Source organism: Pseudomonas sp. URIL14HWK12:I12 (assembly GCF_003097135.1).
GTDB lineage: Bacteria > Pseudomonadota > Gammaproteobacteria > Pseudomonadales > Pseudomonadaceae > Aquipseudomonas.
This window is the reverse complement of the sequence record NZ_QEQL01000004.1, coordinates 404,825-424,271: the sequence shown is the minus strand read 5'-3', so window position 1 is coordinate 424,271 and position 19,447 is coordinate 404,825. Positions and strand designations below refer to the sequence as shown.

Sequence of the window (19,447 nt, the reverse complement as noted above, 5' to 3'; positions counted from 1 at the left end):
AGCACAGCGACTGTGCAAAAAAGCACACTCTCCTGGGATGACCTTCTGACCCTCTCCACCCTTGAGCGCAGCGGCAGTTACGCCCAGGCTGCCCGCGAGCTAGGCCTGACCCACGCGACGGTGATCCGCCGCCTGCGCAAGCTCGAAGCCGCGCTGGGCCTGCCTGTGCTGACCCGCGCCGAAGGGGCCTTCGTGCTCACCCCGGCCGGCCACAACGCGCTGGCCGCCGCGCGGCAGATGGAGCAAGCCGCGCAACACCTGCAGCATCAGCTGGACAGCGCCGGTAGCGGTGTGGCCGGGCAGGTCCGCATTGCGGTCACCGGCGCGCTGGGGGTGCAAGTCTTGGCGCCGGCTTTGCCAGCATTACTCAGTGCGCACCCGCAACTGGAGGTGCGGCTGGAGCTCGACGACCGCATTGCCAGCCTTGCCCGGCGCCGCGCGCACATCGGCGTACGCCTGGCGCGGCCGGAGGAGCCAGGGGTCGTCGCGCAGCGGGTAGGGCAATTGGGGTTTGGCCTTTACCGGGCGCACGCGACCGTGCCCACGCCTGCCACCCCGTTGTGCGGCTTGATCGATGCGCATCTGCCATTACCCGAGGTGGACTGGTCGAAAGCCACGCCGCGGCGCCTGGCGTTCCAGGCCAATAGCCTGCTGGCCGTACGCGAGGCGGTGGCGGCGGGGGCGGGGGTGGCGTTGCTGCCACACTATTTGGCCAGCACCGACAGCCGCCTGGTGCTGGATCAGGCAGTGCCGCAGGTGCAGCGTGAGCTGTGGTTGGCCTACCCGCCAGAGTTTCGCGACACCCCGCGTTTCGCCCCGGTACTGGACTGGCTGCGCGCGACCCTGGCGCGCATCGTCAACTGAGCGGTGCAGGCTTGGCGCCGATCGCGGTGCTCACCTGCACGTTCAGGCGAGGGGTGGCCAGCTCCATGCCGGCTTCGTCCAGGGTGCGCTTGAGCAGCAAGTTGAAGGCCCGAGAGATCTCGAACTGCTTGAGCGGTGCGGTCTTGAAGCGTGCACGCAGGATGGCATTGCCAGCGTCGAAGCTCTCCACACCCTGAAACTCCAGGGGTGACCAGATTTCCCGACGCAGCAGCGGGTCTTGGCGAATCTTGTGGCTCGCCTCGCGGATCAATTTCATCGCCGCATCGATGCTCAGGTTATAGGGGATGGCGATGCGGAAAATCGCATAGCCGAATTCGCGGGAGTAGTTCTTGATGCTCTTGATTTCACTGAAGGGGATGGTGTGCACGATGCCGTCGATGTCACGCAGGCGCACGGTGCGGATGGTCAGCCCCTCCACGGTGCCCATGTGCCCGCCGACGTCGACATAGTCATCGATGGCCAGCGAATCCTCGACGATGATGAATAGGCCGGTGATCAGGTCGGCCACCAGCGATTGCGCGCCGAAGCCGATGGCCAGGCCCACCACGCCGAAACCTGCCAGCAAGGGCGTCACGTTCACGCCCATGTTGGCCAACGCGACAATGGCAGCGATCACGAAGATGGTCACGAACAGCACGTTGCGGATCAGCGGCATCATCGTTTGTGCGCGGGCGTTGGCCACCCCTTTACGGGAGCGGCTCAGGGCATGGTGGATGCCGGTATCGGCCAGGATCCACACCAGCCAGGCGAACAGCAGCGTGCCGCCCAGGCTCAGCACGCGCAGGCTGATGTCGCGCCCTTCGCCTTCTGCCAGATGAAAGAACGACAGCCCCCACACCCGCAAGCCCAGCTCGATGAAAACGCCCCACACCGCCAGGTGTGCCAGGGTGTAGGTGAAGTGCTTGAGCCGTTCGGGATAGAGCGTGTGCCGCCGCGGGCCCCTGGCTGGCCGCGTGGCATGGCGGCTTACCAGGCCATTGATGACCATGCACAGCACCAGCAGCACGGTGCAGATGAGCGCCTGGCGCAGCGCGGTGCTGGTGTCGCCGGCCGAGACGAAGGTCGACAGCAGCGAAACCGCCACCAGCAGCAGCGCTGGAACGTACCAGTAGGTGCCCATCACTTCCAGCGTGTCGGTCAGCGCCCGCCGTTGCAGGCGCCTTTGCAGGGGCTGGTTGCAGATCAGGTGGGCCACCGGCCGGCGAAAGCGCAGGATGAACCAGCCGCTGGCCAGTGCCGCCAGCACGTTGGCCAGGGTCGCAGCGCTTTGCGCCAGGTGCGGGCCCAGGGCGGCGGAGAGCCGGGGGTCGCTCAGGGCCTCGCCGAACGCGGCGAAGCTGCCGACCAGCCACAATTGCCGAAAGGCACGGCGGCGCAGTATGTAGAGCGCGCGGTGGCGGTGCGGGCCGTCGAGCAGGGAGAAAGCGATCACGCAGATGGCGGAGAAACAGGTGCCGACCACCAAGGCATAGGCCAGGGCGACCGCAAGGTCCTTGCCCAGCGATGAGGGCGCCCAGTACCCGGCGAACAGGGTGATCACCAGCGCCACCAGCCAGGGCCCCAGTTTGCGCAGGGCAAAGCGCAGCAGGTCGAGCGTGCGGGGATGTTGCGGAAGCTCCTCGGGCAGGCCGAAGCGCTCGCGCAGGCGCTGCCCCAGCCAGATCAACCCGTAGGCCAGCAGGCTCCAGGCCAGCAGCACCAGCGCGAACATCGCCAGCACCGGGGCCCAGTCCCTCGCGCTCAGCGAGCGCTCGGCCAACTCGTCCCGGGCCAGCGCCAGCTCGTCGCTCCAGCGCTTGAACGGGCTGGCCTGGCCGGTGAACTGCTGCTCCAGGCCCTTGATGCCCGTGCCGATCAGGCCCAGCACGCCTTGCTCGGGCGTTGGCTGGGCCTTCTGGGTGGCATCGCGCAGTTTCTTCAGGTCATCGAGCAACTTGGCCCGCTGCTGGTCGTTCTCCAGGCTCTGGATCACCTGGTCCAGCGAGGGGCCCAGCGGCTGGGTAGCCTCAGGCTGGGCTTGCTTGGAGCCGCTGAGCAGGCTTGGCAGGCCCGCCGCGCTGGCCGCCAACGGCAACCACAGCAGCAGGCAGAGGGCGGCGAGCAGGCGGCGCATTCAGGGCAGGCTCACGCTGGCGTAAAAAGCCGACAGCACCTTGACCAGGTGCGCCAGGTCCTGGCTACCGGCCAGCTCCCGGATCGAGTGCATGGCGAAGGTCGGCAGGCCGATGTCGACGGTGCGCACGCCCAGGTGGCTGGCGGTGATCGGGCCGATGGTGGAGCCGCAACCCATGTCCGAGCGCACCACGAAGCTTTGCACCGGTACTTCCTCGGCCATGCACAGGTGGCGGAAGAACCCGGCGGTTTCACTGTTGGTGGCGTAGCGCTGGTTGCTGTTGACCTTGATCACCGGCCCGGCGTTGAGCTTGGGCCCGTGGTTGCCGTCATGCTTGTCGGCGTAGTTGGGGTGCACGCCGTGTGCGTTGTCGGCACTGACCAGCAGCGATCGCTGCAGGGCGCGCACGTAGTCGGCATGCTCGGGCAGCAGGCGCTGCAGCGTGTGTTCCAGCATCGGGCCGTCGGCACCGCAGGCCGAGGGCGAGCCGATCTCTTCGTGGTCGGTGCACACCAGCACGCAGGTTTCCTCGCCTGCGGCATTGATCAGCGCTTGCAGCCCTGCGTAGCAGGACAGCAGGTTATCCAGCCGGGCACCGGCGATGAAGTCGCCGTTCAGGCCCACCACTGCCGCCGGCTGGGTGTCGTAGAACGCCAGCTCGTAGTCGAGCACCACGTCGGCACTCACACCGTGCTCGCGGGCCAGTTGGTCGGCCAGCAGGGCGCGGAAGTCGAAACGCTCGGTGCCGGCGACCTGCGCCAGGATCGGCGGCAGCTCGCGCTGGACATTGATCGCCCAGCCTTCGTTGGCGGTGCGGTTCAGGTGAATGGCCAGGTTCGGAATGACCGCGATTGGCGCTTTGAAATCCACCAACAGGCTTTCGACCTTGCCGCCCTCACGGAAGGTGACCCGGCCTGCCAGCGACAGATCACGGTCGAACCAGGGCGCGAGCAGGGCGCCACCGTAGACCTCGACCCCCAGCTGAAGAAAGCCCTGTGCCTGCAGCTCGGGTTGCGGCTTGACCTTCAGGCACGGGCTGTCGGTGTGCGCGCCCACCAGTCGCAGGCCGGTGCCCACCAGCGGTTGGCGGCCCATGCGCAATGCGATGATCGAAGAGCCGTTGCGGGTCACGTAGTAGCGGCCGCCCGGTTGCACCTCCCAGGGGTCGCGCTCGTTCAGGCGCTGATAGCCGGCCGCTTCCAGGCGGTTGGCCAGGCTCGCGGTGGCATGGAAGGGGGTCGGGGAGGCCTTGAGGAAGTCGATCAGGCCCTGGTTGAGGGTGTCACTCATTGAAGTACTCCAGGCGGCGATGGAGCCGATTCTAGCCCATCGCCAGTGTCAGGGGCTCAGAACGGCGATGGGCACTCGAAGCGCACGCGCTCGCCGGTGACCGGGTGGCTGAAGGCAAGCATGCTGGCGTGCAGGCACAAGCGTTCATGGGCCGCCAGCGCCTGGGGATGGGCATAGAGCCTGTCGCCGAGCAGGGGGTGGCCGATCGAAAGCATGTGCACGCGCAACTGATGCGAACGGCCAGTGATGGGCGTGAGCTCGACACGGCAACCGTGTTCGAAACGCTCCAGCACTCGCCAGTAGGTCAGCGCATGGCGGCCGTGCTCGTGGCACACCACATGCCTGGGCTTGGTCGGCGGGTCGTAGCGCAGGGGCAGGTCGATGCTGCCACTGTTCTGCTCGGGCTGGCCCCAGCACAAGGCGGTGTAGGCTTTTTCGGTTTCCCGGTCGTGGAACTGGCGCGACAGCTCACGGTGCGCATCGGGGTTGCGGGCCAGCAGGATGATCCCGCTTGTTTCCCAGTCGAGCCGATGCACGATCAGCGCTTCGGGGTAGCCGTTTTGCTGAAGGCGGGTAATAAGGCAGTCTTTGTTGTCGTCGGCCCGGCCGGGCACTGACAACAGCAAGGTGGGTTTGTCGACCACCAGAAAAGCGGCATCCTCATGCAGGATGCGGATGTTGGACAGCGGCATTGCCAGCCTCTACAAGCACGCGCGCCGCGCGCGGGAGGCCCGGGCGCGGCGTGCGATGGTTCGGATCAACGATCCGGCAGGGTGATGTTCAGTTCCAGGATCGAGCAGCTGCCCTGGCTTTCGAGCGCCACATGCACATCGTCGTTGTCGATGGAGACGTACTTGCGGATCACTTCGACCAACTCCTTTTGCAGGGCTGGCAGGTAGTCCGGCGTCGTGCGCTGGCCGCGTTCGTGGGCCACGATGATCTGCAGACGCTCTTTCGCGACCGAGGCGGTGCTGGCTTTCTTGCGGTCTCGAAAGAAGTCGAAAATATTCATTCACGGCCTCCAAACAAACGGGCCATCCAGCCCTTCTTCTGTACATCGAGGAAGCGGTGGGGCAGCTCTTTGCCCAGCAGGCGGTCGACGGCGTCGCTGTATGCCTGGCCGGCATCGCTCTGGTCGTCGAGAATCACCGGCACACCGGCGTTGGAGGCCTTGAGCACGGCGGTGGATTCGGGGATCACCCCCAGCAGGCGGATCGCCAGGATCTCCTCGACATCTTCCACGCCCAGCATCTCGCCCTTGCTTACACGCTCAGGGTGGTAGCGGGTCAGCAGCAGATGCTCCTTGATCGGGTCTTCGCCGTTGGCAGCGCGCCGCGACTTGCTCGCCAGCAGGCCCAGCATGCGGTCGGAGTCTCGCACCGAGGACACTTCAGGGTTGGTGACCACGATGGCTTCGTCGGCGAAATACATCGCCAGGCTTGCGCCCTTCTCGATGCCGGCTGGCGAGTCGCACAGCACGAAATCGAAGTCCTTGGCCAGGTCGTTGATGACCTTTTCAACGCCTTCCTGGGTCAGCGCGTCTTTGTCGCGGGTCTGGCTGGCGGCGAGCACGTAAAGGTTCTCGAGGCGCTTGTCTTTGATCAGCGCCTGTTGCAGGTTCGCTTCCCCGTTGACCACGTTGACGAAGTCATAGACCACACGACGTTCGCAGCCCATGATCAGGTCGAGGTTACGCAGGCCCACGTCGAAGTCGACGATGACGGTCTTGTGCCCGCGAAGGGCCAGGCCGGTGCCGATGGCGGCGCTGGTGGTGGTCTTGCCCACACCGCCTTTGCCGGAAGTAACCACGATAATCTTGGCCAAGGTGTTTCACCCCTAAAAGGACATCAGGGGCAGTGGCCCCCGAAACATGACAGTTGAAACTTCTGGCGGCACGTTCTGCCGCTCTTGGAAGTTGCACGTAAAATGGCGGCAGTATCCGTTAAAGGCGGGTGATGTTCAACACATCTTGACTCAAACTGATCTGCACGCTGGCACCCCAGAGCGGGTCGCGACGCAGGTCTTCACTGACCTTGTATTGCCCGGCGATGGAAATGAGTTCCGCGCCCAGTTGCTGGCAGAAAATCCTTGCCTTGCTGTCGCCCTTGATACCGGCCAGGGCGCGCCCACGCATAGGGCCGTACACATGGATGTTGCCATCGGCCAGAAGTTCCGCGCCGCTGGAAACCGAACTGATCACCACCAGGTCGCCGCCTTGGGCGTAGATCTGCTGGCCGCCGCGCACCGGCTGGGTGATTACGCGAGTAGGCTGCACACTCGGTGCAGGGGGCGGGGTGGGTTCGGCAGGTTTTTCGATCGGCTTGGCTTCGCTGCCCACCGGCAGCTCCACTGGGCGCTCGCGGGCATTGGACGGCGGCAGCACGGGCAGGTCGATGGCGATGGCGGCGGCAATGTCTTCGATGCGGCTGGCACGAATGGCGAGCGTTCGCAGGCCATGGTGGCGGCAGACGCGCATCAGGCCCGGCAGGTCGAGGCTGCCTTCGCTTGCCGGCAGCTTGTCGAGCGCCAATACCAGGGGGGTGTTGCTGAAGAAATTGGGCGCCTGCGCCACCTTGGCCGCCAACTGGCGATCCAGGGCGTCCAGGCTGTTACGTGCAAGCTCCAGCACGGTGATGGCCAGCATGCTGCCCTTGAGTTGGAACACCGGTTCCTGGTCGACTGATTCGGTTGAGCTCATGTTGGCAAATAGCGTCTTTTCGCGAAAAGTGCCCAGACTTATAACGAGAACGACTGTGAGTCGCAAGCCGCGTCATCCGTTGTAGAATGCACGGCTTTGTTGATTGCCCAGGAATTCCCATGGCTCGCACCCATTTCAGCCGCACTTACCTGCACCCGCGTTTCTGGCCTCTTTGGCTGGGGGTAGGGCTGCTGTGGTTGGTGGTGCAGTTGCCCTATTCGGCGCTGTTGCGCCTGGGGGCGGGCGTCGGTGCCTTGATGCGGCTTTTCGCCCGGGAGCGGCGCATGATCGTGACCCGAAACCTTCAGCTGTGCTTTCCCAACATGCCGCTGGCAGAGCGTGAGCAGCTGGTTCGGGATAACTTCGCCTCCACCGGCATTGCCTTCTTCGAAATGGCCATGAGCTGGTGGTGGCCCAAGGCACGGCTGGCGCGGCTGGCACATGTGGAAGGGCTCGAGCACTTGCGCGAAGCCCAACAGGCGGGCGAAGGGGTGATCCTGATGGCCGCGCACTTCACCACACTCGAGATCGGTGCAGCGCTGCTGGGCCAGTTGCACACCATCGATGGCATGTACCGCGAGCACAAGAACCCGCTGTTCGATTTCATCCAGCGCCGCGGCCGTGAGCGGCACAACCTCGATTCGCTCGCGGTGGAACGCGAAGACGTTCGTGGCATGCTCAAACTGCTGCGCAAAGGCCGGGCGATCTGGTACGCCCCGGATCAGGACTATGGCGCCAAACAGAGCGTGTTCGTGCCGCTGTTCGGCATCCAGGCCGCCACGGTCACGGCCACCAGCACATTCGCGCGCCTGGGCAAGGCGCGGGTGATTCCCTTCACTCAAGAGCGGCTGCCGGGGGCGCGTGGGTATCGGCTGGTGGTACACCCGCCGTTGAAGGGGTTCCCCGGAGAAACCGAGGTGCAGGATTGCCTGCGCATCAACCAGTGGGTGGAGGCGGCGATCAACGCTTGCCCGGCGCAGTATCTTTGGGCTCACCGCCGTTTCAAGTCGCGGCCCGAGGGCGAGCCGCGCCTGTACCCCAAGCGCAAAGCCTAGAAGCGCGGCGAGGCCGCCCTTCTACTTTTTGAACTCGCTCAAAGCACCCGCACCGGTGCATTTTGCGACCAGCCGAGAATGCCTTCGATCATCTGGCTGTAGAACATGCGGTAGTTGTTTTCACTCACATAGCCGATGTGCGGGGTGGCCAGCACGTTGGGCAGCGTTCTGAAGGGATGGTCGGCAGGCAATGGCTCCTGATCGAACACATCCAGCCCGGCGCCCCCCAGGCGGCCTTCGACCAACGCTTCGATCAATGCCTGCTCATCGACGATCGGCCCTCGTGAAGTATTCAGCAACAGTGCCCCGCGCTTCATCGAGGCGAGCGCCTGGGCATCGACCAGGTGGCGGGTGCGATCGCTGAGCACCAAGTGCACCGAGAGGATGTCGGCCTGCTCGAACAGGGCTTGTTTCTCTACCCGCTCCACGCCCAGCTCGGCAGCTCGCGCTTGAGTGAGGTTCTGGCTCCAGGCGATCACGCGCATGCCGAAGGCCTTGGCATAGCCCGCCACCCGCCCGCCGATCTGGCCCAGGCCCAGCAGGCCCAGAGTACGCCCATGCAGGTCACCGCCGATGCCGATCTGCCAGCCACCGCCTTGAAGCGACAGCACTTCAGCCAGCAATCGTCGGTTGAGTGCCATCAGTAGCGTCCAGGTCAGCTCCGGCGCGGCGTGGCGGTAGCTGTCGGTGCCGCATACGGTGATGCCCAGTGCTTTGGCCGTGGTCATGTCCAGCGCCGCATTGCGCATGCCGCCGGTCATTAGCAGCTTGAGGTTGGGCAGGGCCTTGAGCAGCTCGGCGTCGAAGCGGGTGCGCTCGCGCATCACGCAGATCACCGCATAGGGCGCCAGGCGCTGGGCCAAGGTGGCTGTGTCGGCCGGATAGTCATGCAGAAACTCGACCTGCCCCAGGCGCTGTAAAGGCGACCAGTCCACGATGTCCTGCGCCACGTCTTGCCAATCGTCGATCACTGCGATGCGAAGTTCGGACATTGCCCGCTCCCATGCCGGGTTATTGAGGTGTGTTCAGCCATTTGAGCAACGCCTGGTGAAAGCGTGCCGGGTCTTCCATCTGCGGTGCGTGGCCCATGCCGGGGAACTCTACCAGCGTCGCGTGGGGGAAGGCCTGGGCCGCTCGCTTGCCGAGCTGGTCGTAATGCCCCAGCCGGGCCTTGACCTGTGGCGAGGCGATGTCGCTGCCGATGGCGGTGGTGTCGGCAGTGCCGATCAGCAGCAGGGTAGGCTGCTGGACGTTGCCGAATTCGTATACCACCGGTTGGGTGAAGATCATGTCGTAGATCAGCGCCGAGTTCCATGCCACCAGATTGTGGCCCGGCCCTTGGTTAAGCCCGGCGAGCATGGTCACCCAGCGATCGTACTCAGGTTTCCATTGGCCGCCGTAATAGGTGCGCTGCTCATAGGCCTTGATGCTCTGCGCATCGACCTTGCTCTCGCGTTCGAGCCAGTCGTCCACCGAGCGCCAGGGCACGCCCAGGGCTTTCCAGTCTTCCAGCCCGATGGGGTTGACCATCGCCAGGCGCTGCACCTCATTGGGGTACATCAGGGTGTAACGGGTGGCCAGCATGCCGCCAGTGGAGTGGCCCAGCAGGATCGGGTCTTTTACATCCAGATCGGCCAACAGGGCATGCGTGTTCTGCGCCAGCTGCTGGAAGCTGTACTGGTAGTGCTCTGGCTTGCTGGCACTGCAGAAACCGATCTGGTCGGGCGCGATGACCCGATAGCCGGCGTCACTCAACGCCTTGATCGTGCTTTCCCACGTGGCGGCGCAGAAGTTCTTGCCGTGCAGCAACACCACCGTCTGGCCATTGGCGTGTGCGTTGGCGGCCACGTCCATGTAACCCATCTGCAGGGTCTGGCCCTGGGAGTCGAAGCTGTAGTGATGCAAGGTGTAGGGGTAGTCGAACCCTTCCAGTTGCGGGCCATAGCTCAGGGGCTTCTCAGTGGCCAGCACAGCGCTGCTCAGCACGGTGGCCAGCAGCAGGGCGCAGGGGCGTTTCATGGCGAGGTCCTTTTGCAGAAGAGGCAGGCCAGAGACTGGCGCGCCAGGGCATTGGTTCAGCGGCGGCAGGGCTCTATGATGCCTGCACCCGCATTGATAACGACGATACAGGCCATGGCCGACAAGGACACCATTTCCATGCACCTGGTGCGCGAAGCGCTGGCCCAGGCGCTGCCGATCGAGCAGCACGCTGCATGGCTGGCCGATGCCGGCATCGCCCCGGGCAGCGAGCGTGTGCCGGCAGCCTGCTACGGGGCATTGTGGCGAGCGGTCGCGCTGCACCTAGACGATGAATTTTTCGGCATGGACGCACGCGGGCTGCGCGTGGGCAGCCTGGGTTTTTTGCTCAAGTCGGCGATGGCTCAGCCACGGGTGCACTCGGGCCTTGAGCAGGCCTGTGAATTTGCCGGGCTGATGCTGGCTGGGCTGCGCCCGCACCTGGCCGTGCACGGCAGCCTGGCCACGGTCACGCTCGAACAGGCCGACGCAGCCCCCCCCGCGCGGCCTTTCGCCTGTTTTACCCTGTGGATGATCCTGCACGGGGCGCTGTGCTGGTTGGCAGGGCAGCGGGTGCCGATCCTGGCGGTGGCATTGCGCGCGCCAGCGCCGGGTTACCTGGATGACTACCGGCGTTTTTTCGGCGAACAATTGGCCTTCGGCCAGGCGAGCAACCGCTTGGTGTTCCCGGCCCAGTGCCTGCCTTTGCCGGTGCGCCGCGATCACGCGCAGTGGCAGGCATTCATGGACCAGGCACCGGGCAACCTGCTGGTCAAGTATCGCGACCCCTCGAGCCTGGCGCGGCAGGTGCGGGTATTGCTGGCCAACCTGGCGCCTGCTGACTGGCCGGAAGCGGCGCCACTGGCGGCATCGTTGGGCATGTCCCCAGCCACCCTGCGCCGGCGCCTGGCCGAGCAGGGCGAGCGTTTTCAGGCGCTCAAGGACAGCGTGCGCCAGGAGTTGGCACTGGCCTGGCTGGCACGCGAAGGCTTGAGCATCGAAGCGGTCGCCGAGGGCCTGGGCTTTGCCGATGGCCGCTCGTTCTATCGGGCGTTTCGCAAGTGGTATGGCTGCAACCCCGGGCATTATCGGCAACTGATGCAAGGCACTGGCCGGACCGCTCAGCCTCGCTGAACGGCATGGCCATTGCCGCACCGGCCAGGGTGGGCAAGGATGGGCCGGCCAACGGTACAAAGGAGCGAGCTCATGGACATTGCCGATCACCTGTTCGTCATCAGCGGCGCTGCATCCGGGCTGGGCCTGGCGACCGCCAAGTGGCTGGTCAGCCGTCAGGCCCGGGTGTTGATGCTGGACCGCGATGAAACCGCGCTGCGCCAGCAGGCTGACGCGCTTGGGCAGGCCTTTGCAATCGCCGACGTCACCCAGGAGTCAGAGGTGCGGGCAGCACTGGCTGGCGCGGGCCCCCTCCACGGCGCGGTCAACTGCGCAGGCATCGTGCATGGCGAGAAATTGCTCGGGCGCCAGGGCGTGCACACCCTCGAAAGCTTCAACCGCGTGCTGCAGGTGAACCTGATCGGCACGTTCAATCTGATGCGGCTGGCTGCCGAGGCCATGGTGAGCCGCACGCCTGCCGATGAGCAGGGCCGCCGAGGCGTGATCATCAACACCGCCTCGGTGGCAGCGTTCGATGGGCAGGTTGGCCAATTGGCCTATGCGGCCTCCAAAGGGGCTGTCACCAGCATCACGTTGCCCGCGGCGCGGGAGCTGGCGCGACACGGTATTCGCGTGGTCACCATCGCGCCCGGTGTGTTCGAAACCCCGATGATGGCGGGCATGACCGAAGAGGTACGTGCAGGCCTCTGCGCCGATGTGCCGTTCCCCCCCCGCCTGGGCAGGCCGCAGGAGTATGCGGCACTGGCCGGGCACATCATCGAAAACGATATGCTCAATGGCGAAGTCATTCGCCTGGACGGCGCGCTGCGCATGGCCGCACGCTGAGAGGAGGCAACATGCATTCGAACGATCAAGACCCGGTAGTGATCGCCGCCGCGGTACGCACGCCGATGGGCGCCTTGCAGGGCAGCCTGGCAAGCCTCACCGCGCCGCAACTGGGCAGCGCTGCCCTGGCGGCTGCCCTGGAGCGCGGGCGGGTGCCAGCCGACAGGGTGCAACAGGTGCTGATGGGCTGCGTGTTGCCCGCCGGGTTGGGCCAGGCTCCGGCGCGCCAGGCAGCGCTGGGGGCTGGCCTGCCTGTGAGCGTGGCCTGCACCACCCTGAACAAGATGTGCGGGTCGGGGATGCAGGCGGTGATCATTGGCCACGACCAATTGCTCGCCGGCAGTGCCGAGGTGCTGCTCGCTGGCGGGATGGAAAGCATGAGCAATGCGCCCTATCTGTTGCCGAAGGCCCGCGCAGGCTACCGCATGGGCCACGGCCAGGTGCTCGACCACATGTTTCTCGATGGCCTGGAGGATGCCTACGACAAAGGCCGGCTGATGGGCACCTTTGCCGAGGATTGCGCCGGCGCCGAGGGCGTCGACCGCCAGGCGCAGGATCAATGGGCGCTGAAATCATTGCAGCGGGCCCGCCAGGCGATCGAAAGCGGAGCCTTCGCCGCCGAAGTCGTGGCCGTGAGTGCGCAGGTGGGCAAGCAGGCCGTTAGTGTCGAGCACGATGAGCAGCCCCCCAAGGCTCGCCCAGAGAAAATCCCTGACCTGAGGCCGGCCTTTCGTGAGGGGGGCACCGTCACGGCCGCCAATAGCAGTTCGATCTCCGACGGCGCCGCGGCATTGTTGCTGATGCGTCAAAGCCAGGCCCGGGCCTTGGGCGCACCGGTGTTGGCGATCGTGCGTGGGCACGCGGTGCATGCCGACGCGCCGGGGTTGTTCCCGCTGGCGCCGGTGGGGGCGATCCAGCGCCTGTTGCCGAAGGTGGGCTGGGCGCAAAGCGAGGTGGACCTTTTCGAAATCAACGAAGCCTTTGCAGTGGTTGCCCTGGCGGCGATTCAGCGGCTGGGGCTCGACCCTGAGCGGGTCAACGTCAACGGCGGTGCCTGCGCACTGGGCCATCCCATCGGGGCCTCGGGTGCGCGTATCCTTGTGACGCTCATCCACGCCCTGCGCCAGCGATCGCTGCGCCGGGGTGTGGCAGCCATTTGCATCGGCGGCGGCGAAGCCACTGCCGTGGCCCTGGAAATCCCTGACTGACACGGAGCCCAGCATGTCCCAGTACCAAAGCATTCTTGTTGAAACCCACGGCCGCGTGGGCCTGATCACGCTGAACCGCCCACAGGCGCTGAACGCCATCAACGCTCAACTGGTCGAGGAAACCAACCAGGCCCTCGATGCCTTCGAAAAAGATCCAGGCATCGGTTGTGTGGTCATCACCGGCTCGGAAAAAGCCTTCGCCGCCGGCGCAGACATCAAGGAGATGGCTGGCCTGAGCTACCCAGGAATCTACATGGACGACCTGTTCCATGAAGCCGACCGGGTCGCCGCACGGCGCAAGCCGCTGATCGCTGCCGTGGCCGGTTACGCCTTGGGCGGTGGCTGCGAACTGGCGATGATGTGCGACTTCATCCTGGCTGCCGACAATGCGCGGTTCGGCCAGCCGGAAATCAACCTGGGGGTGCTTCCGGGCATGGGCGGTACTCAGCGGCTGACCCGGGCGGTGGGCAAGGCCAAGGCGATGGAACTGTGCCTGACCGGGCGGCTGATGGACGCCGAGGAGGCTGAGCGCGCAGGGCTGGTCGCGCGGGTGGTGCCGCGTGAGTCATTGATCGAAGAGGCGCTGAAGGTGGCGACGGCAATCGCCGAAAAGTCGTTGCCGGTCGCGATGATGGTCAAGGAGAGTGTAAATCGCGCCTTCGAGGTCAGCCTGAGCGAGGGCGTGCGCTTCGAGCGGCGTGTGTTCCACGCCGCGTTCGCCAGTGAGGATCAGAAGGAGGGCATGGCCGCGTTCGTCGACAAACGCCCCCCTGCGTTTCGCCACCGCTGATCAGCGGTTGTTGTAGTAGTCCACAGGATAACGCTGGCCATCCACGGTAAGGTCGCGCCAGCGTTTGGGGCGGGTGCCGAGCTGCCCCTTGAGCAGGCGTTCAGCCATGTCTTTGCCCTCCTGATTCATTCGGGCGGTGCCCACCGGCGCCCAACGGCCCTCTTGCTGGGCGAACAGATCGAGCTCCACCGTCTTGGGGTCGTACACCAGCACGGCCGTTTCATCGTCGTCGGTCATGGGCATGCTCCACACCGTGCACTGGCCCTCGGCTACCAGGCAGTCCGCGATCGTGTAGGCGGCGTCATCACCGATGCCTTGCCACCAGCTGTCGGGCGGTGGGGCACTGTTCTCGCGAACGTGAAGGTAGCGTTTGAGCAGTTCCGGCGAAGGCCGCGCCGCGGGGTCATCGCTGCCCGTTCCCTGGCGCTGGGCCAGCTGCAGCCGTTGCCGGTCAGGGTTCTCAAGCCATTGTGGATGTTCGCCTAGCTCGGCCAAGGCAGCCTTGCCCAGTGCGCCTGCGTCTTCGAACAGCTGCAGCACGCTGTCGTCGGCGCGGGCGATGCCGTTTTCCAGGCGGGCTATCTGGCTGTTCACCGAAAGGCGCTGTGGGTCCAGCAGTGGGCTTTGCAGGGCGATCACCAGCAGGGCGCCCAGCCCGAGTGCAGCGACGCCTGGCAGCGCGGGCGCCAATGGCCGGCCTCGCCAACGCATGATAAGAGCCACCAGCCACCCCAGGCCCCAGCTAAAGGCGTAGGCTGCAGCGACGGCGGCCAGCACCCGCTTGGGTGTCCAGCCGTATTGGCCGACCCGGGTGGCGATGGCGAAGGCAGCCAACAGGGCCAGCAGTGGGGTCAACGCCAATGCGGCGGCTGTGAGTGCGCGTATAGCTGCCGGCAGAGGTCGCTGCTCACGGCTCTGGGCCATGGCGTCGAGCAGCAGCATGGTCAGGGCCAGGGCGGCCAAGGGCAGGGCGCCCGGGGCCCAGTCGGGCAACGGGCGCAACCCCAGGCTGGCCAGGGCGAAGGCCAGTAGCGCGAGCCCTTGCAGGGGCGCCAGGCCCCAGGCGAACTGGCTCAGCAGGTTGCGCAGCCAGCCGCTGGCCTGGGGTGCATTGTGGCAAAGCGCAATGCTGCTGCCGATGATCAGCCCGCAGGCGATCGGGGCAAACCAGGCAGTATTGAAAAACAGCCATTCGAACCAGTCGATGTGCAGCAGCGAAAACATCTGCGCCCACAGGCCCAGCAGCAACCAGCACGCCACCAGCAGCAACAGTGTCATCAGCACAGTGAACAACACGTGCCAGGCGTGGCCCAGCGCACGCTCGGTGGCAGGTTCTGTTGGGGTTTGCTGGGGTTCAACCCAGGCCTGGAGCAACGGCAGCGCCAGCATGACGATCAGCATCAACCCTGCCACCAGTGATGCAGGGCCTTGCTCGGGCGCTGCATGCGTTTGCCAGGCTGCCACGCCCAGCAAGGCTGCCGTTGCCACGGCTGTAGAGCGCCAGCGCGGGGAGCGTTGGGCCCCCAGCAACAGCGCGAGCGCGCATAATGGGCCCAGAGCGATGCCCGCTGCAGGCCAGGTCGCCAGTAGCGCAAAACAAAGGCCGCCGAACAGGCCGGCGATCAGCGCCCTGCGAAGGGCGGTGGAATGGATAAGCTTCATGGGAATCAAAGGCTCAGTCAAAAAACCGCTCGATCATAACGGCTTTAGGCCCAGGCCTGCGCGCCTGTGTCGCGCTTGGCCGGCCGTGCAGCGGCGGGTAATAGGGTCTATTTGGAGGTTCGATGGCTTTGTTCGATGGTCGCCAGCGGCGTGCTCTGCGCCTGGCTTTGGGCTTGATCGCGCCCTACAAAGGCCGAGCATTGGCGGCATTGGCCGCGTTGGTGGTCACCGCCGGGATCGCTCTGTCGATGGGGCAGGGCATTCGGCTGTTGGTCGATCGCGGCTTCATGACCGGGTCGCCCCAGGCGCTGGAACAGGTGATGGTGTTGTTCATGGCCTTGGTACTGGCCCTGGCGGCCGGCACCTACACCCGGTTCTATCTGGTGTCCTGGCTGGGAGAGAGGATCGTCGCTGACCTGCGCCGGCGTGTTTTCGATCATCTGATTGACCTGCATCCGGGTTTTTTCGAGCGCACCCGCAGCTCTGAGGTGCAGTCACGCCTGACCACAGACACTGCGCTGCTGCAATCGGTCATCGGTTCATCGATGTCGCTGTTCCTGCGCAACACCTTGATGGTGATCGGCGGCGTTGCGCTGTTGTTCGTCACCAATGCCAAGCTCACCGGGATCGTGATTCTCGCGCTGCCGCTGGTGCTGGCGCCGATCCTGTTGTTCGGCCGCCGGGTCAGGTCGCTGTCCCGGCAGAGCCAGGACCGCATCGCCGACGTGGGCAGTTACGTGGCTGAGACCCTGGGCCAGATCAAGACCGTGCAGGCTTACAACCATCAACCCCATGATCGACTGCGCTTCGCCACCGTGACCGAGCAGGCCTTCGACACCGCGCGGCTGCGTATCCGCCAGCGCGCGGGGTTGATCACCGCCGTGATCGTTCTGGTGCTGGGGGCGGTGGGCGTGATGCTGTGGGTGGGCGGCAACGACGTGATGGCCGGCCGTATCAGCGCAGGTGAGCTGGCAGCGTTCGTGTTCTACAGCCTGGTGGTGGGTAGCGCATTCGGCACCTTGAGCGAGGTGATGGGCGAGCTGCAGCGTGCTGCCGGGGCTGCCGAACGCATCGGTGAGCTGCTCGCCGCTCAAAGCGAAATCGTGACGCCGGCGCAGCCCAAGCCATTGCCCGATCAGGCCTGCGGCGACCTGCGCATCGAGAACGTGAGCTTTGCCTATCCTGGCCGGCCGCAGGTGCTAGCCATCGACAGCCTGACGCTGGCCGTTACGCCCGGCCAGACCCTGGCGTTGGTCGGGCCTTCCGGGGCGGGCAAGACCACGCTGTTCGACTTGCTGCTGCGGTTTTACGACCCGCAGGCCGGCCGCATCCTGCTCGACGGTGTACCTCTGAAGGATCTGGCTGTGCACGAGGCGCGCGGGCTGTTCGCGGTGGTCGCGCAAGCCCCGGCGCTTTTTCACGGCAGTGTCGAAGACAACATCCGTTACGGCTTGGCGGGCGCCGACGACCAGCAAGTAGAAGCCGCTGCCCGGGCTGCACACGCGCATGAATTCATAGAGCGCCTGCCCCAAGGCTATGCCACGTTGCTAGGTGAGGGCGGCGTTGGGCTTTCAGGCGGCCAGCGCCAACGCATCGTCATTGCCCGGGCGCTGCTGCGCAATGCGCCGATCCTGCTGCTGGATGAGGCAACCAGCGCGCTGGATGCCGAGAGCGAACACTTGATCCAGCAGGCGCTGCCGACGCTGATGGCGGGCCGCACCACAGTAGTGATCGCCCACCGGCTGGCGACGGTGCAGCATGCCGATCGCATCGCGGTGATCGACCAAGGCCGCCTGGTGGCCTTGGGTACGCATGCCGAACTGCTCACCTCCAGCGCGCTGTATGCGCGCCTTGCCAGCCTGCAGCTGGCGGCTTAGCGGTACTCGCAGAGGTAGGCGGTGTCGACCGACACCTTGAGCTGAAATTTGACATTGGCCGGGACGTTGAACTGGCTACCTGCCGCGAAACGTTCCCAGTCAGTGCTGTCGGGCAGTTTGACGAGTAGCTCGCCGCTGACGACGTGCATGATTTCCTTTTGTGACGTTCCGAACGCGTATTCACCGGGGGCCATCACGCCGATGGTGGCAGGGCCTTCAGCAGTAGCGAAGGCGATCGACTTCACGGTGCCGTCGAAGTATTCGTTCACTTTGAACATGGGCGTTTCCTTGGCTGGGGGAGGGCAAAAAGACCCCCAGTATGCCCAAGGGGCCGAGGGGCGTCATCCGCTTTTACGCACCGCTGGCAGCGACAGCGGCAACAGGCGCGCGGTGTTGCGCGCATCGCTCAACGCCCGATGTTGTGTGCCGGTGAACGCCATGCCAGCCAGCTGAAGCGCACCGTTGAGCCCGGTCGGCCGTGGCAGGTGGCGCGCTTTGGCGAAGCGCTGCTTGAGGTTGATGTGCGGCAGCAGGGCAAGCGTGCTGTCGAGCTGGTATTCGTCCCAGGCCAACAGCAGCTGCTGGCGGTCGTAATCCCCCCAGCTGGCCCAGCCTGCAAGGCCCTCACGCAGGGGCCTGAGCCAGCGCTCGAACTGCGGCCAAACGTGGCGCAGCGAGCCCGCGGTGTCGATATTGGCCTGGCTGATGTGTGTAAGGTGCCGGCAGAAACGGGTCAGCAGCGGGCGCCGCTGAGGTTGTACGAAGCGCTGGAAGTGAGCCACTTCCCGGCCATCGTTGTCGACCAGGCAAGCGCCAATTTCGATGATTTCCATTTCAGCGACCGGCCAACCTCCTTCGTCGGTGGTGGCTTCGAGGTCGATCACCAGCCAGCGCGAACTCATCGATGGGCGTCCTTGTGGATAACGTTCCTTCGCTAGAGCCTAGCCAAGCGATAAAGGTTCCGACACTACAGTGGTCGGCAATTAAGATGGACGGTGCGCGCTGGTTGCATTGTGATATTGTCAGATCTTTCTGAATGCCGATCTTCAACGACCTACGCAGGCGGGTGCTTTCGCAGTGACATTCAAGCCATTTCGCGCGCTGCTGCTAGGCGTGGCCTTACTGGGCCTGACGAGCGCGGCATTGGGGCAGCAAGAGATTCGCATCGGCGCTGCGCACTTTCCGCCCTATACCGTTCGCCCGGAAAAAGGCGAAGACACCGGGCTGCTGCCCGAGCTGGTGCAGGCGCTGAACAACGCCCAGCAGCAGTACCGCTTCGTGCTGGTCCCTACCTCCATCCCCCGCAGGTTCCAGGATTTCCGCCAGGGCCGTACCGACATGGCGATCTTCGAAAACCCCGACTGGGGTTGGGAAGGGCTGGCCTACACCAGCGTCGACATGGGGCTGGAGGATGCGGAGGTGTTTGTGGCGCGCAAGGCGCCGGGCCGTGACGAAAGCTATTTCACTGACCTTGCCGGCAAGCGGTTGGCACTGTTCAGCGGCTATCACTACGCGTTCGCCAATTTCGATGCCGACCCTGAGTTCTTGGCTCGGCAATACCAGGCCACGCTGACGTATTCCCATGACAGCAACTTGATGATGGTGCTGCGAAACCGTGCCGACATCGCTCTAGTGACGCGCTCTTACCTGAGCGACTTCCTGGCGCGCAATGCCGACGTGGCCGGTGAGTTCCTGACCTCGGAGCGCATTGACCAGATCTACCACCACTTCGCGCTCATCCGCCCCGGAGCACCGATCGACGGCCGGCAGTTCGGCCAGCTGCTCAAGCAACTGGCCGAGAGCGGCGAGTTGGCGCGCATCTTCAACCCCTACCGCATCGCCGTACTGGGCTATCCGGTGGGGCCCCAGGTGGTTCAGCACTCAGTGCCCTGAC

The 19,447-nt window shown here is 65.1% G+C and carries 19 protein-coding genes; 8 read left to right on the top strand and 11 right to left on the bottom strand.

Translation table 11 applies throughout. The features are described from left to right. Positions 1-12: 12 nt before the first annotated feature. A complete protein-coding gene (locus tag F474_RS14710; protein WP_097084877.1) occupies positions 13-864 on the top strand; it encodes a LysR family transcriptional regulator in 852 nt (283 codons plus the stop codon). Here F474_RS14710 and F474_RS14705 read toward each other — a convergent pair. The 6 genes from F474_RS14705 to minC all read right to left on the bottom strand — a co-directional run bounded on the left by F474_RS14705 (position 857) and on the right by minC (position 6,986). Then, positions 857-2,998 carry a mechanosensitive ion channel family protein gene (locus tag F474_RS14705; RefSeq protein ID WP_097084878.1) on the bottom strand — a complete coding sequence of 714 codons (2,142 nt, stop codon included), beginning with the start codon at positions 2,996-2,998 and terminating at the stop codon, positions 857-859. The genes F474_RS14710 and F474_RS14705 overlap by 8 nt on opposite strands. Beyond that, positions 2,999-4,288: a M18 family aminopeptidase gene (locus F474_RS14700; RefSeq protein ID WP_116562260.1), complete on the bottom strand. Its 1,290-nt coding sequence runs from the start codon at positions 4,286-4,288 to the stop codon at positions 2,999-3,001. Between the two features lie 56 nt (positions 4,289-4,344). Then, positions 4,345-4,980 carry an RluA family pseudouridine synthase gene (locus F474_RS14695; RefSeq protein ID WP_097084880.1) on the bottom strand — a complete coding sequence of 212 codons (636 nt, stop codon included), beginning with the start codon at positions 4,978-4,980 and terminating at the stop codon, positions 4,345-4,347. Between the two features lie 65 nt (positions 4,981-5,045). After that, positions 5,046-5,300: a cell division topological specificity factor MinE gene (gene minE, locus F474_RS14690; RefSeq protein WP_097084881.1), complete on the bottom strand. Its 255-nt coding sequence runs from the start codon at positions 5,298-5,300 to the stop codon at positions 5,046-5,048. Beyond that, complete coding sequence (gene minD / locus F474_RS14685; protein ID WP_097084882.1) at positions 5,297-6,112, bottom strand: septum site-determining protein MinD; 816 nt, start codon at positions 6,110-6,112, stop codon at positions 5,297-5,299. The genes minE and minD overlap by 4 nt, the downstream gene beginning before the upstream one ends. Before the next feature lie 118 nt (positions 6,113-6,230). Further along, entirely contained in the window at positions 6,231-6,986 is a 756-nt protein-coding gene (minC, locus tag F474_RS14680) for a septum site-determining protein MinC (protein WP_097084883.1), read from the bottom strand. A 119-nt stretch (positions 6,987-7,105) separates the two neighbouring features. On the opposite strand from minC, the gene F474_RS14675 reads away from it, so the two are divergent. Next, a complete protein-coding gene (locus F474_RS14675) occupies positions 7,106-8,041 on the top strand; it encodes a lipid A biosynthesis lauroyl acyltransferase (RefSeq protein WP_097084884.1) in 936 nt (311 codons plus the stop codon). 38 nt (positions 8,042-8,079) lie between these two features. Here the strand turns inward: F474_RS14675 and F474_RS14670 are convergent, their stop codons facing one another. Then, the gene (locus F474_RS14670) at positions 8,080-9,033 is read right to left on the bottom strand and encodes a D-2-hydroxyacid dehydrogenase family protein (protein ID WP_097084885.1); all 954 of its coding nucleotides are present in this window, start codon (positions 9,031-9,033) and stop codon (positions 8,080-8,082) included. Between the two features lie 19 nt (positions 9,034-9,052). Continuing rightward, the gene (locus F474_RS14665; protein WP_097084886.1) at positions 9,053-10,060 is read right to left on the bottom strand and encodes an alpha/beta fold hydrolase; all 1,008 of its coding nucleotides are present in this window, start codon (positions 10,058-10,060) and stop codon (positions 9,053-9,055) included. Between the two features lie 114 nt (positions 10,061-10,174). On the opposite strand from F474_RS14665, the gene F474_RS14660 reads away from it, so the two are divergent. The 4 genes from F474_RS14660 to F474_RS14645 all read left to right on the top strand — a co-directional run bounded on the left by F474_RS14660 (position 10,175) and on the right by F474_RS14645 (position 14,014). Continuing rightward, the gene (locus tag F474_RS14660; RefSeq protein WP_097084887.1) at positions 10,175-11,191 is read left to right on the top strand and encodes an AraC family transcriptional regulator; all 1,017 of its coding nucleotides are present in this window, start codon (positions 10,175-10,177) and stop codon (positions 11,189-11,191) included. A 72-nt stretch (positions 11,192-11,263) separates the two neighbouring features. Next, positions 11,264-12,016, top strand: coding sequence for an SDR family NAD(P)-dependent oxidoreductase (locus F474_RS14655; RefSeq protein ID WP_097084888.1), 753 nt, complete (start codon positions 11,264-11,266; stop codon positions 12,014-12,016). An 11-nt stretch (positions 12,017-12,027) separates the two neighbouring features. Then, entirely contained in the window at positions 12,028-13,224 is a 1,197-nt protein-coding gene (locus F474_RS14650; RefSeq protein WP_097084889.1) for an acetyl-CoA C-acyltransferase, read from the top strand. 13 nt (positions 13,225-13,237) lie between these two features. Continuing rightward, the gene (locus F474_RS14645; RefSeq protein WP_097084890.1) at positions 13,238-14,014 is read left to right on the top strand and encodes an enoyl-CoA hydratase; all 777 of its coding nucleotides are present in this window, start codon (positions 13,238-13,240) and stop codon (positions 14,012-14,014) included. Here F474_RS14645 and F474_RS14640 read toward each other — a convergent pair whose 3' ends face one another. Further along, on the bottom strand, positions 14,015-15,676 hold the full coding sequence (locus F474_RS14640) for a DUF4153 domain-containing protein (protein WP_097084891.1): 1,662 nt from the start codon (positions 15,674-15,676) through the stop codon (positions 14,015-14,017). A 122-nt stretch (positions 15,677-15,798) separates the two neighbouring features. Here F474_RS14640 and F474_RS14635 point away from each other — a divergent pair, with 122 nt between their 5' ends. Next, the gene (locus F474_RS14635; RefSeq protein WP_097084892.1) at positions 15,799-17,553 is read left to right on the top strand and encodes an ABC transporter transmembrane domain-containing protein; all 1,755 of its coding nucleotides are present in this window, start codon (positions 15,799-15,801) and stop codon (positions 17,551-17,553) included. Here F474_RS14635 and F474_RS14630 read toward each other — a convergent pair. Together F474_RS14630 and F474_RS14625 are read right to left on the bottom strand one after the other, a co-directional pair. Beyond that, positions 17,550-17,831, bottom strand: a complete 282-nt coding sequence (locus F474_RS14630) for a pyrimidine/purine nucleoside phosphorylase (RefSeq protein ID WP_097084893.1) — start codon at positions 17,829-17,831, stop codon at positions 17,550-17,552. The two genes, F474_RS14635 and F474_RS14630, sit on opposite strands and share 4 nt — an antisense overlap. 63 nt (positions 17,832-17,894) lie before the next feature. Next, positions 17,895-18,455: an exonuclease domain-containing protein gene (locus F474_RS14625; RefSeq protein ID WP_097084894.1), complete on the bottom strand. Its 561-nt coding sequence runs from the start codon at positions 18,453-18,455 to the stop codon at positions 17,895-17,897. Positions 18,456-18,630: 175 nt separating this feature from the next. Here F474_RS14625 and F474_RS14620 point away from each other — a divergent pair, with 175 nt between their 5' ends. Continuing rightward, positions 18,631-19,446: an ABC transporter substrate-binding protein gene (locus F474_RS14620; protein ID WP_097084895.1), complete on the top strand. Its 816-nt coding sequence runs from the start codon at positions 18,631-18,633 to the stop codon at positions 19,444-19,446. Position 19,447: the final 1 nt, after the last annotated feature.

Bases quoted from the DNA above. Each gene is read 5' to 3' on its own strand.
- F474_RS14705 (WP_097084878.1), bottom strand. From the start codon at position 2,998: ATGCGCCGCCTGCTCGCCGCCCTCTGCCTGCTGCTGTGGTTGCCGTTG.
- F474_RS14700 (WP_116562260.1), bottom strand. From the start codon at position 4,288: ATGAGTGACACCCTCAACCAGGGCCTGATCGACTTCCTCAAGGCCTCC.
- F474_RS14695 (WP_097084880.1), bottom strand. From the start codon at position 4,980: ATGCCGCTGTCCAACATCCGCATCCTGCATGAGGATGCCGCTTTTCTG.
- minE (WP_097084881.1), bottom strand. From the start codon at position 5,300: ATGAATATTTTCGACTTCTTTCGAGACCGCAAGAAAGCCAGCACCGCC.
- minC (WP_097084883.1), bottom strand. From the start codon at position 6,986: ATGAGCTCAACCGAATCAGTCGACCAGGAACCGGTGTTCCAACTCAAG.
- F474_RS14675 (WP_097084884.1), top strand. From the start codon at position 7,106: ATGGCTCGCACCCATTTCAGCCGCACTTACCTGCACCCGCGTTTCTGG.
- F474_RS14670 (WP_097084885.1), bottom strand. From the start codon at position 9,033: ATGTCCGAACTTCGCATCGCAGTGATCGACGATTGGCAAGACGTGGCG.
- F474_RS14665 (WP_097084886.1), bottom strand. From the start codon at position 10,060: ATGAAACGCCCCTGCGCCCTGCTGCTGGCCACCGTGCTGAGCAGCGCT.
- F474_RS14660 (WP_097084887.1), top strand. From the start codon at position 10,175: ATGGCCGACAAGGACACCATTTCCATGCACCTGGTGCGCGAAGCGCTG.
- F474_RS14655 (WP_097084888.1), top strand. From the start codon at position 11,264: ATGGACATTGCCGATCACCTGTTCGTCATCAGCGGCGCTGCATCCGGG.
- F474_RS14650 (WP_097084889.1), top strand. From the start codon at position 12,028: ATGCATTCGAACGATCAAGACCCGGTAGTGATCGCCGCCGCGGTACGC.
- F474_RS14645 (WP_097084890.1), top strand. From the start codon at position 13,238: ATGTCCCAGTACCAAAGCATTCTTGTTGAAACCCACGGCCGCGTGGGC.
- F474_RS14640 (WP_097084891.1), bottom strand. From the start codon at position 15,676: ATGAAGCTTATCCATTCCACCGCCCTTCGCAGGGCGCTGATCGCCGGC.
- F474_RS14635 (WP_097084892.1), top strand. From the start codon at position 15,799: ATGGCTTTGTTCGATGGTCGCCAGCGGCGTGCTCTGCGCCTGGCTTTG.
- F474_RS14630 (WP_097084893.1), bottom strand. From the start codon at position 17,831: ATGTTCAAAGTGAACGAATACTTCGACGGCACCGTGAAGTCGATCGCC.
- F474_RS14625 (WP_097084894.1), bottom strand. From the start codon at position 18,455: ATGAGTTCGCGCTGGCTGGTGATCGACCTCGAAGCCACCACCGACGAA.